Raw genomic sequence first — 14,979 nt, forward strand, 5'->3', positions numbered from 1 at the left:
GGCGGCAGAGATCGGCTTGGGCCTGTCGGTCGGCTGCGGGGTTCTGGCTCTGTGCGGCGTCGTCATCTGGCTCGCCGTCCACGGGGGCTCACACCGCTTCTAGACCCCCGTCCGGCCGTCTTACGTACGGCGGAAGGCCGGACAGGGCCCTGTTGGAACTCAGATTGGACCAGGAACAGGCCGTGAATCACCGCAGGTTACCGCGCTGCCGACGTCTCAAGAAGGCGAGCTTCGAGGACGAGGAGGACGCGCGGGAATTCCTCGCCAGGGTGGGGAAGGGGCGTGACCTTGACCCGCTCGACGGGGCACTACTGCCGATTCGCACCTTCAAGTGCCAGTTCTGCCGGTACTGGCACGTCAGTCAGCGGGGCGTCTCCCGGAACGTCGGGAGGTACTGACCGTGGCTACAGACTCCCGCCCGGTCGTCCGGATGAGGTCCAGCGGCCGGGCGGGCCCACCACCACACCGAACGGAGACGACATGGCCCACGCCGATATTGACCCTGCCAACCCGCCCGGACGACGCATCGGGGCCGTGGTCCTGGTGCGCGACCAGTCCGGCCGTGTGCTGCTGGTCAAGCCCATGTACAAGGACGGATGGCAACTTCCCGGCGGGGGCGCGCACGAGGGCGAGACCATCGCGGACGCAGCTGCGCGGGAGCTGCGCGAGGAGACCGGGCTGCGGCTCGCGCTCACCCACTTCGTGGCGCTGGACCAGGTGCCCGCCAACCCGGAGACGGGGGCGGCCGAGGGCTTCAACGTGGTGTGCGACGCGGGCAAGTTGACTGACGAGGAAGCGTCTGCGGCGGACGTCCCTGAGAGTGCAGTCGGCGAGCTGTCCGGCCTCCGGTGGGTGTCGCTTGACCGGCTCGACACGTACGCCCCGCCCTACCAGGGGCGGCGTGTCCGTGCGGCCGTCGCCGCGTCGGAGCTCGGGATGCGGTTGCCGCTGCTGCTTCTCGGTGAGCCCACCGACGCGTAGCCCAGAAGCATCCGCCGGTCGACAGCCGAGACAGCCGTCACCACCAACGTCACAGTTCCGGCGGGGAAGCAGCCACTTCCCCGCCGGACCGATCACCCAAGCAACCCCCAGACAGAGGAGAGGATCACTCATGGGCGAACCCAGCTTAGGCACGGGCGCCATCCCCGGGGAACTCCGGTTCGTGTGGCTGGAGATCACAGGACGGTGCAACGAGTTCTGCAACCACTGCTACGCCGACTCGGGCCCCCAGGGGACGCACGGGACCATGACCGGCGATGACTGGAAGCACGTGATCGACCAGCTGTCGGCCATGGGCGTACCAGACGTCCAGTTCATCGGCGGTGAACCGACCTTGCACCCGGAGCTGCCCGCGCTGATCGAGCACGCGCACGACGCGGGACTCGGCATCGAAGTGTTCTCCAACATGACCGTCATCCGTGACCGGCTGTGGGACGTCTTCCAGTCGTGTGGGGTCAAGTTGGCGTCGTCGTACTACTCCGACGACGCCAACGAGCACGACCAGGTGACGAACCTGCGCGGCTCGCACAAGAAAACACAGGCCAACATCGAACGGGCTGTGGAGTTGGGCATCCCAGTCCGCGGAGGAGTCATCGACGTGGGCACCAACCAGCGTTTCCGCGAAGCAGCAACCGACCTTCAGACGATCGGGGTCGGGCATGTCGGCGGAGACCGGATGCGCGCGTTCGGACGCGCCAGCAAGGGAGCTGCCCCCGCGGTGGAGGACCTCTGCGGGTACTGCGCGCTCGGGCAATGCGCTGTCGGCCCCGACGGCAACGTGTGGCCCTGCGTCCTCAGTCGCTTCATCACCCTCGGCAACATCCGCAACACCCCGCTCGCGGACATCTGGAACAGCGGTCGTACCGCAGGAGTTCGCGCCGAGATCACGGCAGCCCACGGGCAGAAACCCCTCGCATCGTGCTCGCCCCCGCAGTTCCTGCCCAGCTGCGACCCGTGCAGTCCCTGCGTCCCCTCCGTGGGGTACTGCGACCCGAAGGAGGCAGACCGGCAGCCGGCCACGGCTACGATCGGCCCACCCACGTGAACACACTGACCGATCCGTAGGAGCACCAACGATGGATGATCACGGAGACGACTTCGGTAAGTGGCTGGAGAGCCCCAACCCTGCGGCCGTCCAACGAACCGAGGAACAGTGGGAGCAGATCGCACGGTACGTGCGTAGCGCAGCCAACAAGCTCGGACCAGACCTTCCATTGTGTCTCTCGGGGGAACCCCGGGAGTGCGGGCGCAGCCCTCAACAGCACGTGCTGGCGTGGGCAGCCGCGGCGAAGGCCGCAGCGCACCACATCATCGAGCAGGCTGCCCCAACCCCCGCCGAAGCGGCCTACACGGCGGGCCCCCTGTTTCAGCAGAGGCTTCTCGAACTGCGTAGGCAGTCCGCTGAGGTCGCCCCCGCAGAGGAACCGCACGTGTCTCGGTGATCAGCAAGGGGCCGCACCTGACGCAGCCCGATACTCCACTGAGTACCGGACCGCGTCAGACCTGGCCAGAGACACGCTGGTCAGAGAGAGCCGCCTAACTTACCCTCGCGGGTGTCTCATAGAAGGCCGGGACCAGCGGGTAACCGCCGCATGACCTACCAAGATGACAAAAGCAGCCACTGCTAATAGGCGGATTACGCTCCATGTCGTTGCGGGACTCTCCCCTTGTAGTGAAGCATCAAAATGGAGCCGCATCGACGTGTCGACAATGGCTATCAACGGAACCAGCACTCGAAATGGAAGGCCGCGCATTCCATGATTTCGCGCAAGGTTTCCAGAAAGCCCCAGAAGAGGGCCAAAGATGCATGCGCCTATGCTCCAAGCGGCCGTCTTTGACAAGAAGCTGAACCAGGAAACGTGGGTCGTTCTCCCGGAAGGGTCACTCAGATCGGCCGCCACAAATTCGCCTTGCCCTAGCTTGGTCAGGTAGTAGGCGATCACAGCTACGAGTAGAGCCGCAGCGGAAAGGATGGCAGATTCCCGCGCGGATTTCCGCGCGAGACCGACACAAAAGGCTAGTGCCGCCCAGGACCATCCTGCATCCAAGACGAGATGCGTCACATTTCCTATCGGGCCGCCGAATGCGGCAAGAAGGGGAGCGATAACCCCGAGCGCCGCGCCGACCACCAGCGCGACCATGAGTGCCGTTACACGGGAGCATAAAGAGAACACAGTTTCGAGAGCGTCCTTTTCGGTGACCAGTCATGCGAGGCGCTGACCCTGCCCGAGCCTAGGGCGAGCCATCTCGTGAGTCTATGCCCGACGCTAGCTGAGCCTGGCGATAATCGGCCGTTGAGCGAGCACCAGGCTGGGCAGCCCCGGTGCCCGCTCTGCGCCCAGTCACCGGCGCCCCTAGATCATGATGAGACCGGGATGCCAGGATGACTCAAATCTCTCTTAGTACACGGCCCAGTACGTGTGGCACTCGTATGCCCAACCGGCGTCAATTGAGGCATTTGACCAATGTCCGGCGCTCTCAACTTGCTTGTCGGTCTGGCTGGCCATTACTGCCGTCGACGAGTGGACCTTCGACGGATGCGTGTAGTTGGAGTAGCAGCGCTTCAGCCCGTTATCGCCCGAGGCTACGCCGTAGCTCCACGTCCCGCCGCCAACGTTATCGACATCCATGGCCTTGGCCGGAGTCACCGAATTCGGATGGACGGTGAAGGTAGCCATCCCCCAGGCCTTCGGGTGCCCCAGGAACTCGGGCGCTTCCGGAGTTGCCGCACTGGCCGGCGAAGACAGAACTCCGGCGGACATGGCTACAGCTGCAGCGACGACAGCAATCGATCTGCCAAAAGCCTTCATAAAGTTGATCCCCTCCCTCTGATCGACCCCAAATGGGCTTCGGAAGGAGATCCTGGACGAACAAGTCTTCGAGGCAAAGCCATTAACATGGCGATGACCGAAAACCTCACCTGTCCCTCTCGTCACGATTGACCGCATCGCACCCACTGCTACACCATGCCTTTTTGCGTCAAAAAGGGCATAGCGTACTGGCCATGACTGCCACATTTCGGGTGGGTCATTGTCTGGATGAACAAGGTTCGACGATGTCGAGCATCGGCAAGTGAACGCCCCAACTCGGCAGGGCTCCGCGGTAGTTGCCCACAGGCACCCCTTCCTCTACCCCTCCTCGGAGGGCTTCACGATCCGAGTTCGGACCGTGACACTCGACGCCTTGCGTGCGGTAGGCAAAGGCACAAACCGCTGCGCTTCAGCCGGACGCTCGTCCCGAGGCAGCCCATCGATGGATCTCACAAAGCGGTCGCGCTCTTCACGGGACAAGGCGCCCAGCATCTGAACCAGCTTGATTTGCTCGTCCATTGCTCCCATCACCGCTCGTCAGCAAGGTCGAACTCACGTTGAAAGCCGCTCTCCGCGGTGACAGCCGGTGCCTCTGCTCCGCACCAGGGATGCGCAATGGGAGGTGACACCGCTCGCCACCAGGGATAGATGGGGAGGGTGCCAGCGGGCTCAAACGGTTCACCTGGCTTGGGAAACGCCACGGCTTGCCCAGCCTCTTCCGCTGCGTCCTTCGTCCACTCCCCGGGCTCTGCCCACGGGTGCAGGGCGAGGTTGAACGTGCCCCAGTGGATCGGCAGCACCACGCCGCGAGGCTTGCGCCCTTGCAAGTCAAGGTGTGCTTGGACTCCTTGAGCAGGCGTCATATGGATCTCTGGCCACGGTCCGGGCAACGGTGTACAGTCCGTGTGGTTCTTGGGCCAGAATTCGCTGTACGCACCGACCTGCACCATCGTGGCGTCGAACGGCCCGAACTCGGCGCCGATGTCCGCGAAGCCGGAGAAGTAGCCGGTGTCCCCGCTGTGGAATATCCGGTGCTCCGGTCCGGACACGACCCACGAAGCCCACAGCGTGTGCTGGGTGTTGCGCAGGGCGCGGCCGCAGAAGTGCCGGGCGGGGGTGGCGGTGAAGGTGAGCGCGCCGATGCGCGTCGACTCGTGCCAGTCGAGTTCGGTGATGCGGTCCGCCGGGACGCCCCAGTGCTCCAGGTGCGCGCCGACGCCGAGGGGGACGACGAAGGCCGCGCCGGTGCGGGCGAGGGCGCGGACGGTCGGCATGTCCAGGTGGTCGTAGTGGTCGTGGGAGATCACCACCGCGTCCAGCGGGCCCGTCTCGGCCAGCGGTACGGGCACGGGGTGCAGCCGCCGGGGGCCGGCGAGGGCGAAGGGCGAGCAGCGCTCTGACCACACCGGGTCGAACAGCACGCGGCCGCCGTCGATCTCGGCCAGCACGCTGGAGTGGCCCATCCAGGTCAGCCGCAGCCCGGAGGCGGCGGGCACGGCCAGGTCGGCGACGGTGGTGGGGTGGACGGGCACGGCGTGGGCGGGGGCCCGGCGGACGCGCTCCTCCTTGCGGAAGTAGGTGGGCAGGAAGGCGAGCATCGAGCGCGACGACGGCCGGGCCGCCCCGGCCGGGTTGACGAACACGCCGTCCGCGAAGTGCGGCGACCGCCGGATGCGAGCCATCCGCTCCCCCGCCGGATCCGCCCCGAAGGCGGCCGGGCGCAGGGCGTCGAGGGGAGAACGGGGCGGGCGGGAGCCGGTCACGGCACCTCCAGGCAGGGGCGGAAGGCAGGTCACCCCATTATCAGGCCGCTCACCCGGAGGGTGACGTTCAGCCGTCCGTCGAGGCCCAGGGCGGGCGGGGCCGTGCCCGGGAGGGTGCGGGGGACGCCGTGGTATGCCTGCCGGGACGGGCCTCCGAAGACGAACAGGTCACCGCTGCGCAGCTCCACGTCCGTCCAGGGGCGGCCGCGGTCGCTCACGTTCCCGAAGCGGAAGACGCACGTGTCGCCGAGGCTGAGGGAGACCACGGGCGCGCCGGACTTCTCGTCGCTGTCGCGGTGCATGCCCATCCTGGCCCTGCCGTCGTAGAAGTTGACGAGCGCGATGTCGTAAGCGATGTCGCAGGGCTCGGCGCCCGTCTCCTGTCCGTACGCGTCGGCCACGGCGTCCCGGGCCAGCTCGCCGAGCCACTCCGGGAACGGCTTCACGGGCGCCCCGTCGCCGTCGACGACGGTGTGGGCGTAGCCGTAGGGGAACCAGTGCCAGCCGAGGCACACCGAGCGCACCGACATCGCGCCGCCGCTGGGCATACGGACCGTGCGCAGGCCGGCGGGCGGCGCGGCCCATGCGCGGCAGGCGTCCAGCAGCCGGCGCTGGGCGGGCGGATCCAGCCAGCCGGGGACGTGCACGGCCCCCGGCGCGACCTCGGCCCGGGGCCGCGGGAACAGTTCGCCGTCCATGCGGCCAGCGTAGGACTCGGGGATGTCACACTCCGGGCCGGCCCGTCCGTCGTACCCGCGACAGCGACCTCAGCGCGCCGCCAAGGAGGCACCGGACATGGCCCGCATCCCCCTCGACCTTCCCGACACTCCCCTCAACCGCATCCTGCGCTGGTACAGCAGGCGCACCTACGGCAAGGTCCTCGACCCGCTGATGGCGTACGCGCGCCACCGCAGGGTGCTGTTCGCCACCGCCCGCTTCGAGCTGTCGCTGGCCCGCTGGAACAAGCTCGACCCGGCCCTGAAGGACCTCGCCGTGCTGGCGTCGGCGGTGGCCATCGGCTGCTCGTGGTGCACGGACTTCGGCTACTGGGCGAGCCGCGGGCACGGCGTCCCCCACGAGAAGCTGCAGGACGTGCCGCGCTGGCGCGACAGCGACGTCTACACGCCGCTGGAGCGCGACGTCCTGGAGTACGCCGAGGCGATGTCCGCCACCCCGCCCGCCGTCGAGGACGCGCTGGTGGAGCGGCTGCGCGGGCGGCTCGGGGACGCGGCGCTCGTGGAGCTGACCATGATGGTGGCGGTGGAGAACCAGCGCTCGCGCTTCAACTCGGCGCTGGGGCTGAGCGCCCAGGGGTTCAAGGACAGCTGCGACGTGACCGCATGAGCGCTCAGGCCTTGAGCCCCACGCCCCCGTAGAAGACGGTGTTGTTGAGCTCCTCCGCACCGGGCACCGGCCCGTCCGGGCGCCACAACGGCACCCGGACCAGGCCGGGTTCGAGGAGCGCGAACTCCCCGAAGAGCGGCTCGACAACGGCGCGTCCGCGCAGGTTGAGGGCGGCGGTGGCGTTCTTGTAGACGTCGACGACGCCGTCCCGCGCCGTCGTGTCCACTCTCCCCGGCTCGTAGCCCTCGTAGGGCTCCTCCGTGGCGTGCGAGAGGACGAGCCGGCTGCCCGCGGGGAGTGCGGCGCCGAGGGTGGCGACGATGCCCGCCGGGTCCTCGTCGTCCTTGACGAAGTGCAGGACGGCGACGAGCAGCAGGGCCACCGGCTCGGAGAAGTCGATCAGTTCGCGGACGACCGGGTGCTGCAGGATCGTTTCGGGCTCCCGGACGTCGGCGAGGGCGAAGCCCGCGTTGCCCGCGTCGGTCAGCTTCGCCCCGGCGTGGGTGGCCACGATCGGGTCGTTGTCGACGTAGGCGACGCGGACGCCCTCGGCCACCTCCCGCGCCACCTCGTGGGTGTTGGGGGACGTGGGGATCCCGGTGCCGATGTCGACGATCTGGCGGATGCCGCCGCGCACCGCGTCCCGCACGGCCCGTCGCATGAAGGCCCGGTTGGCGCGGGCCGACAGCCGCACCTGCGGGTGGGCCTCGATGACGCGCTCGGCGGCGATGCGGTCGACCTCGTAGTTGTCCCAGCCGTCGAGGTAGTAGTCGTACATCCGGGCCGGGTGCGGCCGGCTCGTGTCGATCTCGGCCGCCGGGAAGCCCCGTTCGGCCACGCCCGGGCCGTAGCCGCCCAGGCCCTCCACGCCGTGGTCGGTCATGCCGGGCTCCCTTGCGGTGTGCCGGTGAGCAGGAAGTCGGCCTGGCCGGCCTTCGCCCCCCGGAGGAAGGTCTCCATCTCGTGACGCGTGTAGATCAGAGCGGGACCCTCGGGGTCCGTCGACTGTCTCAGGGCCACCCTGCCGTCCACCAGCCGCATCGCCTCGACGCAGCTCCCCCCGTTGCCACCGCTCCACGGCTTGCTCCAGCCCTCGGTGCCGAGGTCGGCGGCGGGCATGCCGTTGTAGACGCGGTCCGGATCCATGGTTCAGATCTCCTTACGAATGCCACCCAGGATGGCCTTGGTGGTGTGGGGCGGCGCGGCCTGCGCGCACATCCGGTCCAGTGCCTCCAGAAAGGCCGAGACGTCCTCGCGCTGGTCGAAGTACGAGGCGCCGACGAGGTTTTCGGCGCAGGCGATGTCCGGAAGCTCCTGGATCGGGAAGCGGAAGATGTGGAAGGGCCCGTACATCGCCGGGTGCGGCCCGGCGGCGAACGGCATGATCTGCAGCCGTACGGCGGGCAGTTCGGTGGCCTCGATCAGGCGGTCGACCTGGGCGCGCATGACGTCGGGGCCGCCGATGGGGCGGCGCAGCACGGTCTCGTCCATGACGACCCACAGCAGCGGCGCGTTCTCCCGGCGGAGCAGGCCCTGGCGCTCACGGCGGACGGCCACCGTGCGCTCGATGTCGGCGTCGGGAGCGTGCGGCATGCCGGCGCGGAGCACGGCGCGGGCGTAGTCCTCGGTCTGCAACAGGCCGGGGACGTAATGCGGTTCGTACGCCCGGATGAGATTGGCCTCTCCCTCCAGGGCGACGAAGGCGCTGAACCACTCGGGCAGGACGTCGCGGAAGCGGTGCCACCAGCCGGGGCGGTTGGCCTCGCGGGCGAGGGCGAGGAAGCCCTCGACCTCGCCGGGGTCGGTGATCCCGTACAGGCCGAGGAGCTTCTCGACATAGGGGATCTTCAGCCCGACCTCGGCCTTCTCCATTCTGCGGACCGTGGCGTGGGTGACGTCGAGAGCGCGGCCCGCCTCCTCGAAGGAGAGCCCGGCCTTTTCGCGCAACTCCTGCAGCCGCTTGCCGAGAACGACCCGCAGGACGGTCGGCGCGCCCGCAGCACGCGGCTCCGCCACTGTCCACCCCCTCCAACTGCCGTCATATGCCAGCAGTCTGCCACGCGGCCGCTCGGAGCCGACAGACTGTCTTTGCGATTCTGCAATTTGCAGGTTGAACCTTGCCACAGATGAGCCGCATCGCACATAGTTACGGAGTGGCCCCCTCCCCTGACGCACCCTTGCTCGGGCGCCGCGGCAGCTCCATCGCCGGCCGCCTGCAGGACGCATTCCACTTTCCGGCTCTCAACACCTCGGTGGCGGAGGCGCGACGACGCGTCCTCGCCCGGCTGCAGGAGTGGGGCATCGACGAAATGGCGTGCGACGACGCCCAATTGGTGGTGTCGGAGCTGTTCACCAACGCCGTGCGGCACACCGACAGCGACAAGGTCGGCTGTCAGCTGCGGATCAGCGGCGCGGCACTGCGCATAGAGGTCACGGACCAGGGGCACACCCCGAGCGAGCCGAGGATGCGCTGCAGCGGGGCGGACGAGGAGAGCGGGCGCGGGCTGCTGCTGGTGGGCGCGTTGTCACAGGCCTGGGGGGTCCGGCCCGACGACAGCGGCCGGGGCCGCGTCGTCTGGGCCGACCTGCCGCACCACAGCGCCCCGTAGGGGGCGCGGGGCTGTTACATTTTGCGGCTCCGCCGCGTGGGCGCGATCAGCCACCGACGGCCCGCAGCCGACGCACGCCCCCAGGGCCCGGGACTTCAACTGCGGGCGCGTCGCGGCTGGTCGCGCCCACGCGGCGGAGCCGCATATGTCACCGCCCCGCGCCCCTACAGGGCGCGACGGTTCAGAGCGGCAGCAGATCCGGCCGCTTCGCCTCCACGTGGTCGCCCGAGGACTCGCCGCGCAGCCGGCGCCCGATCCAGGGCACCAGGTGCTCACGGGCCCAGTGGATGTTGTCCCGGCGCACCTCGGCGGCCGAGCGCTCCTCCTCCGCGGGCCACGGCTGGTCCGGGTCCGCGGGCACCTCCAGGCCGAGCACCTGGGCGGCACGCAGGGCCACCCGGGTGTGGCCGTCGGCGGAGAGGTGCAGACGGTCGTCGCTCCAGGCCCGCCGGTCCTGCACCGAGCGCAGCGACCACAGGTCGAGCACCGGACAGCCGTGCCGGTCGGCGATGGCCCGCACATGGGCGGTGTACGTCGCGATCTTGCCCCGCAGGTGCCGGAAGACCGGCATGCCCCGGGTGTCGAAGCCGGTGCACAGCAGCACCGTGCCGACGGAGGAGGCGAGCTCGACGACGGCCGCCTCGTAGCGCTCGGCCACGGCGTCGGGGTCGCCGCCGGGCCGCAGGATGTCGTTGCCCCCGGCGCAGAAGGTCACGAGGTCGGGACCGAGCTCCCTGGCCCGGGGGACCTGCTCCTCCACGATCTGGTCCAGGAGACGGCCGCGGACGGCGAGGTTGGCGTACCGGAAGGTGTGTTCTTCCTGCTGGTCGCTGAGGAGTACGGCGAGTCGGTCGGCCCAGCCGACGAAGGTGTCGTCGGGCCCCGGGTCCCCGACGCCTTCGGTGAAGCTGTCCCCGACTGCTGCGTACGACCCGATCGCGCTCTTGCTGATGGATTTCGAATCGTCTGCCACGTCAGTGCATTTTTCACCTTTCGGAGTGACCTACGCCACCGTAACCAGGGGTTGACGTGCCGTGATGTATCCCACCCCGACAAAAACCGGCACCACGGGAATACGATCGGCGGGCCCGGAGCCGACACTTGAGGAGCGCCCGTGACGCAGACCCCGTACGTCCCGCACACCGAACCCGCGCTGGCGGGTGTCCGCAACTTCCGTGACCTGGGCGGGCTGCCCGCCGCCGACGGGCGGCGGATCCGGCCCGGCGTGCTGTTCCGCAGCGGCCACCTCGCCCGCGCCACTGCGGCGGACGCCGAGTTCCTCGGCTCCTTGGGGCTGCACACGGTCTTCGACTTCCGGAACGCGGCGGACATCAAGCTGGAGGGCAAGGACGTCGAGCTGCCGGGGGTGCGGAACGTCAACCTCCCGCTCAGCGACCCGGCCGACGGCGGCGAGTTCTGGCGGATGGTCCGGGAGGGCGGCATCGACCGGCTGCGGGCCGCGCTCTCCGACGGGCAGGCCGCGGGCCGGATGACCGCTTCGTACCGCGAGATCGTCACCACCCGCACCGCCGAGCACGCCCGCGTCCTGCACACCCTCGCCCAGGACGCGGTGCCGGCGCTGATGCACTGCTCCGCGGGGAAGGACCGCGCGGGCCTGTCGGTCCTGGCGATCCTGCTCGCGCTCGGGGTGCCGGCCGAGGCCGTCGAGGCCGACTACCTGGAGTCGAACGCCCCGCACCGCCGCTATGCGGTGCAGCGCCGCCAGGACGTCGACCCGGCCGTCCAGGCCGAGGTGACGGAGCTGCTCTCGCCGCTGTTCGAGGCGCGGGCGGAGTACCTGGCGGCGGCGTTCGCGGCCATCGACGAGACCTGGGGGACGACCGGGCGCTACCTCTCCGAGGGGCTCGGCCTCGCCCCGGAGACGCGGGAGCTGCTGCAGAAGCGGTTGCTCACGGACTGAGGCGGAGGGGCGGGGCCGCACGGCCCCGCCCCTCCCCGTCAGCGCCCCGCCACGGCCTGCTTCATCAAGGTGCGGCCGAACTCCCAGATCAGCCCGCCGCCGTTGTGGGCGTCGTCCATGACCGCCGTGAAGGCGTCCACGAAGCGGTCCGCCTCCCGCTCCCCGATGATCAGCGGCGGGATCAGCTTGATGACCTCCAGGTGGTCGCCGGAGACCTGGGTCAGGATCCTGTGCCGCTGCATCAGCGGCGCCACCACCATCTGCGCGAACAGGCCCTTGCGCGCCGCCTGCAGCATCGCCCAACGGGTGTGCAGGGCCATCGACTTCGGCCTGCCGAACTCGATGCCGATCATCAGGCCGCGGCCGCGCACCTCGTGCAGCAGCTCGTACTTGTCGACGAGCGCCGCCAGCCGGCCCCGCAGCCGGTCCCCGGTCTCCCGGGCCCGGGCGACGATGTTCTCGTCCTCCATCACCGAGAGCACCGCCAGACCGGCCGCCATGGCCTGGGCGTTGGAGCCGAAGCTCGCCGAGTGGACGAGCACCCGGTCCATCGAGGAGTAGACCTTCTTGAAGATCCAGTCCTTGCCGAGCGTCGCACCGACCGGCACATAGCCCCCGGAGAGGGCCTTCGCCACGCACACCAGGTCCGGCTCGACGCCGCTCTCGTGCTGGTAGGCGAAGAAGTCGCCGGTGCGCCCGATGCCGGTCTGCACCTCGTCCGCGATGAGCAGCGCCTTGTGCCGGTGCAGCAACTCCTGCGCGGCGCGCAGGTATCCGGGCGGGGTCGCGTGAACGCCCTTGCCCTGGACGGGTTCGAGGACGAAGCCCGCCACGTCGCCGCGTTCGAGCTCCCGCTCCAGCGCCGCGAGGTCGCCGAGCGGAACGGCCGTGTCCGGCAGCAGCGGGCCGAAGCCGTCCCGGAAGCCGTCCTCGCCGTTGACGGACAGCGAGCCCGCCGTCAGCCCGTGGAAGGCGTGCGTGCAGTACAGCACCCGGGACCGGCCCGTGGCCCGGCGGGCGAACTTCAGCGCGGTCTCCACCGCCTCGGTGCCGCTGTTGCCGAAGAACACCCGGTCCAGATGCGGGGCGTACGCCAGCAGCTTCTCGGCCAGCAGGCCGGGCAGCGGCGGGCAGTCGAAACGGGTGAGGTCGGCGAGCGAGGCGTCGAGGACGTCGTGCAGCGCCTTGCGGACGACCGGGTGGTGCCGGCCCAGGCCCATCACGCCGAACCCGGCGAGCATGTCCAGGTAGTCCCGGCCGTCGGCGTCCCAGAAGTACGCGCCCTCGGCCCGCTCGTAGACCTTGTCGAAGCCGATCGTGTGCAGCATCCGGGGCAGTTGGTGGTTCAGGTACCGGGTGTGCAGCTCGTACCGTTCCCCGCCGCGCTCGGTCAGCAGCCGGCCGATGTCGAAGCCGGGTGTTCTCCCGTCGGTCATGCGTTGCTCTTCTCCTCGGTCGCCGCCACGGGTTCCGGCGCGGCTGCCGCCGGGCCGGCCAGGGCGGCGCTGATCCGTCCGGCGATCTCGGCCGGGGTGAGCCCCAGATCCGCCAGCACCTCGGAGCGCTTGGCGTGGGCCAGGAACTGCTCGGGGATGCCGAAGGTCCGTACGGGCAGGTCCGTTCCGGCGTCGCGCAGGGCCTGGGCGACGGCCCATCCGACGCCGCCCGTACGGCTGTTGTCCTCGATCACGGCGACCAGGCGGTGCTGACCGGCGAGCCCGGGCAGCGCCTCGTCGACCGGTTTGACCCAGCGCGGGTCGACGACGGTGCAACCGGTGCCGCGCGCCTCCAGCAGGTCGGCGGCCTCCAGGGCCACTTGGGCCATCGTGCCGACCCCGACCAGCAGGACGTCCGCGCCGGTGCCGGGGGCCTCCGGGGCGGCGAGCACGTCCATGCCGCCGATCCGGCCGACGGCGGGGATGTCCTCGCCCACGTTCTCCTTGGGATAGCGCACCACGGTGGGGGCGTCCTCGACCGTGACGGCCTCGCGCAGCTGGGCGCACAGCTGCGCGGCGTCGCGGGGCGCGGCGATCCGCAGGCCGGGGACGACCTGGAGCACCGACATGTCCCACACGCCGTTGTGCGACGGGCCGTCGGCGCCGGTGACCCCGGCGCGGTCCAGGACGAACGTCACACCGCACCTGTGCAGGGCGACGTCCATCAGCACCTGGTCGAAGGCGCGGTTGAGGAACGTCGAGTACACGGCGACGACCGGGTGCAGGCCGCCCGTGGCCAGGCCCGCGGCGGAGACGGCCGCGTGCTGCTCGGCGATGCCCACGTCCCACACCCGGTCGGGGTATGCCTCGGCGAACTTCGTCAGGCCCGCGGGGTGCAGCATGGCCGCGGTGATCGCCACCACGTCGGGCCGCTCGGCCCCGATGCGCACCATCTCCTCGCCGAAGACCGAGGTCCACGAGCGGCCGGCGGACGGGGACAGCGGCTTGCAGGTGAGCGGGTTCATCACCCCGACCGAGTGGAACCGGTCCGCCTCGTCCTCCAGGGCGGGCTGGTAGCCGCGCCCCTTCTGGGTGCGGCAGTGCACCAGGACGGGCCCGTGGAACCGCTTGGCGCGGCGCAGCGCCGACTCGACGGCGGCGATGTCGTGACCGTCTATGGGGCCGAGGTACTTCAGGCCCAGGTCCTCGAACATGCCCTGCGGGGCGAAGGCGTCCTTGAAGCCCTTCTTGGCGCCGTGCAGCGACTCGTAGAGGGGCTTGCCGAGGACGGGGGTGCGCTCCAGCAGGTCCTTGCCCCAGGACAGCATCCGCTCGTAGCCGTCCGTGGTGCGCAGGGTGGCGAGGTGGTTGGCCAGGCCGCCGATGGTGGGCGCGTAGGAGCGCTCGTTGTCGTTGACGACGATGATCAGCTGGCGGTCCTTGGCGGCGGCGATGTTGTTCAGCGCCTCCCAGGCCATGCCGCCGGTCAGCGCCCCGTCGCCGATGACGGCGACGACGTGGCGGTTCCAGCGGCCCAGCACCTGGTTGGCCTTGGCAAGGCCGTCGGCCCAGCCCAGGACGGTCGAGGCGTGGCTGTTCTCGATGACGTCGTGCTCGGACTCCTCGCGCGACGGGTAGCCGGACAGGCCGCCCTTGCCGCGGAGTTTGGAGAAGTCCTGGCGGCCGGTGAGCAGTTTGTGCACGTACGACTGGTGTCCGGTGTCCCACAGGATGCGGTCGGCGGGCGAGTCGAAGATGCGGTGCAGGGCGATGGTGAGCTCCACCACGCCCAGGTTGGGGCCGAGGTGCCCGCCGGTCCTGGCCACGGCGTGGACCAGGAAGTGGCGGATCTCCTCGGCGAGTTCGGTCAGGTCCTCGGTGTCCAGCGCCTTCAGATCCCGCGGACTGCGGATGTTCTCCAGCAACGACACGGCGGCCCCCTCCTCCTCTGTCGGCCTTGCTCGTTCGGACTCCCCGGTCAGACCACGGTGACGGCGGGCGCCCCGGATGCGGTGCCCTGCGTCTCCATCTGCTCGGCGAGGTTCATCGCCTCTTCGATGAGGGTCTCGACGATCTTCGACTCGGGCACGGTCTTGA

At 69.7% G+C, this 14,979-nt stretch carries 14 protein-coding genes; 5 read left to right on the forward strand and 9 right to left on the reverse strand.

Annotation, left to right across the window (positions count from 1 at the left end):
- The first annotated feature begins 480 nt into the window (after nt 1–480).
- Nucleotides 481–981, forward strand: a complete 501-nt coding sequence (locus ACLHRZ_RS28585) for an NUDIX domain-containing protein (protein WP_490421435.1) — start codon at nt 481–483, stop codon at nt 979–981.
- Between the two features lie 130 nt (nt 982–1,111).
- Nucleotides 1,112–2,044: a radical SAM/SPASM domain-containing protein gene (locus tag ACLHRZ_RS28590; RefSeq protein WP_490421436.1), complete on the forward strand. Its 933-nt coding sequence runs from the start codon at nt 1,112–1,114 to the stop codon at nt 2,042–2,044.
- A gap of 1,354 nt (nt 2,045–3,398) precedes the next feature.
- Here ACLHRZ_RS28590 and ACLHRZ_RS28595 read toward each other — a convergent pair.
- From ACLHRZ_RS28595 to ACLHRZ_RS28605, 3 genes are all read right to left on the reverse strand, one after another.
- Nucleotides 3,399–3,809 (reverse strand): lactococcin 972 family bacteriocin, encoded by a 411-nt coding sequence (locus ACLHRZ_RS28595; protein ID WP_490421437.1) that lies wholly within the window; start codon nt 3,807–3,809, stop codon nt 3,399–3,401.
- 527 nt (nt 3,810–4,336) lie between these two features.
- A complete protein-coding gene (locus tag ACLHRZ_RS28600; RefSeq protein WP_490421438.1) occupies nt 4,337–5,572 on the reverse strand; it encodes an MBL fold metallo-hydrolase in 1,236 nt (411 codons plus the stop codon).
- Nucleotides 5,573–5,601: 29 nt separating this feature from the next.
- Nucleotides 5,602–6,270, reverse strand: a complete 669-nt coding sequence (locus ACLHRZ_RS28605) for an alpha-ketoglutarate-dependent dioxygenase AlkB family protein (protein ID WP_490421439.1) — start codon at nt 6,268–6,270, stop codon at nt 5,602–5,604.
- Between the two features lie 97 nt (nt 6,271–6,367).
- Here ACLHRZ_RS28605 and ACLHRZ_RS28610 point away from each other — a divergent pair, with 97 nt between their 5' ends.
- Entirely contained in the window at nt 6,368–6,916 is a 549-nt protein-coding gene (locus ACLHRZ_RS28610; RefSeq protein WP_490421440.1) for a carboxymuconolactone decarboxylase family protein, read from the forward strand.
- A 4-nt stretch (nt 6,917–6,920) separates the two neighbouring features.
- Here the strand turns inward: ACLHRZ_RS28610 and ACLHRZ_RS28615 are convergent, their stop codons facing one another.
- From ACLHRZ_RS28615 to ACLHRZ_RS28625, 3 genes are read right to left on the reverse strand one after another with little or no spacing between them, the layout of a single operon-like run.
- On the reverse strand, nt 6,921–7,799 hold the full coding sequence (locus ACLHRZ_RS28615; RefSeq protein ID WP_490421441.1) for an SAM-dependent methyltransferase: 879 nt from the start codon (nt 7,797–7,799) through the stop codon (nt 6,921–6,923).
- Entirely contained in the window at nt 7,796–8,062 is a 267-nt protein-coding gene (locus ACLHRZ_RS28620; RefSeq protein ID WP_490421442.1) for a DUF397 domain-containing protein, read from the reverse strand. Before ACLHRZ_RS28620 ends, ACLHRZ_RS28615 begins: the two co-directional genes overlap by 4 nt.
- 3 nt (nt 8,063–8,065) lie before the next feature.
- Nucleotides 8,066–8,932 carry a Sco1979 family transcriptional regulator gene (locus tag ACLHRZ_RS28625; protein WP_490421443.1) on the reverse strand — a complete coding sequence of 289 codons (867 nt, stop codon included), beginning with the start codon at nt 8,930–8,932 and terminating at the stop codon, nt 8,066–8,068.
- Between the two features lie 137 nt (nt 8,933–9,069).
- Here ACLHRZ_RS28625 and ACLHRZ_RS28630 point away from each other — a divergent pair, with 137 nt between their 5' ends.
- Nucleotides 9,070–9,525: an ATP-binding protein gene (locus ACLHRZ_RS28630; protein WP_490421444.1), complete on the forward strand. Its 456-nt coding sequence runs from the start codon at nt 9,070–9,072 to the stop codon at nt 9,523–9,525.
- 181 nt (nt 9,526–9,706) lie between these two features.
- Here ACLHRZ_RS28630 and ACLHRZ_RS28635 read toward each other — a convergent pair whose 3' ends face one another.
- Nucleotides 9,707–10,498, reverse strand: coding sequence for an SGNH/GDSL hydrolase family protein (locus tag ACLHRZ_RS28635; protein WP_490421445.1), 792 nt, complete (start codon nt 10,496–10,498; stop codon nt 9,707–9,709).
- A gap of 141 nt (nt 10,499–10,639) precedes the next feature.
- On the opposite strand from ACLHRZ_RS28635, the gene ACLHRZ_RS28640 reads away from it, so the two are divergent.
- Entirely contained in the window at nt 10,640–11,446 is an 807-nt protein-coding gene (locus ACLHRZ_RS28640) for a tyrosine-protein phosphatase (protein ID WP_490421446.1), read from the forward strand.
- 38 nt (nt 11,447–11,484) lie between these two features.
- Here the strand turns inward: ACLHRZ_RS28640 and ACLHRZ_RS28645 are convergent, their stop codons facing one another.
- Together ACLHRZ_RS28645 and dxs are read right to left on the reverse strand one after the other, a co-directional pair.
- On the reverse strand, nt 11,485–12,882 hold the full coding sequence (locus tag ACLHRZ_RS28645) for an aspartate aminotransferase family protein (RefSeq protein ID WP_490421447.1): 1,398 nt from the start codon (nt 12,880–12,882) through the stop codon (nt 11,485–11,487).
- Nucleotides 12,879–14,813 (reverse strand): 1-deoxy-D-xylulose-5-phosphate synthase, encoded by a 1,935-nt coding sequence (gene dxs / locus ACLHRZ_RS28650; RefSeq protein ID WP_490421448.1) that lies wholly within the window; start codon nt 14,811–14,813, stop codon nt 12,879–12,881. The genes ACLHRZ_RS28645 and dxs overlap by 4 nt, the downstream gene beginning before the upstream one ends.
- Nucleotides 14,814–14,979: the final 166 nt, after the last annotated feature.

The organism is Streptomyces sp. AM25 (assembly GCF_058146165.1).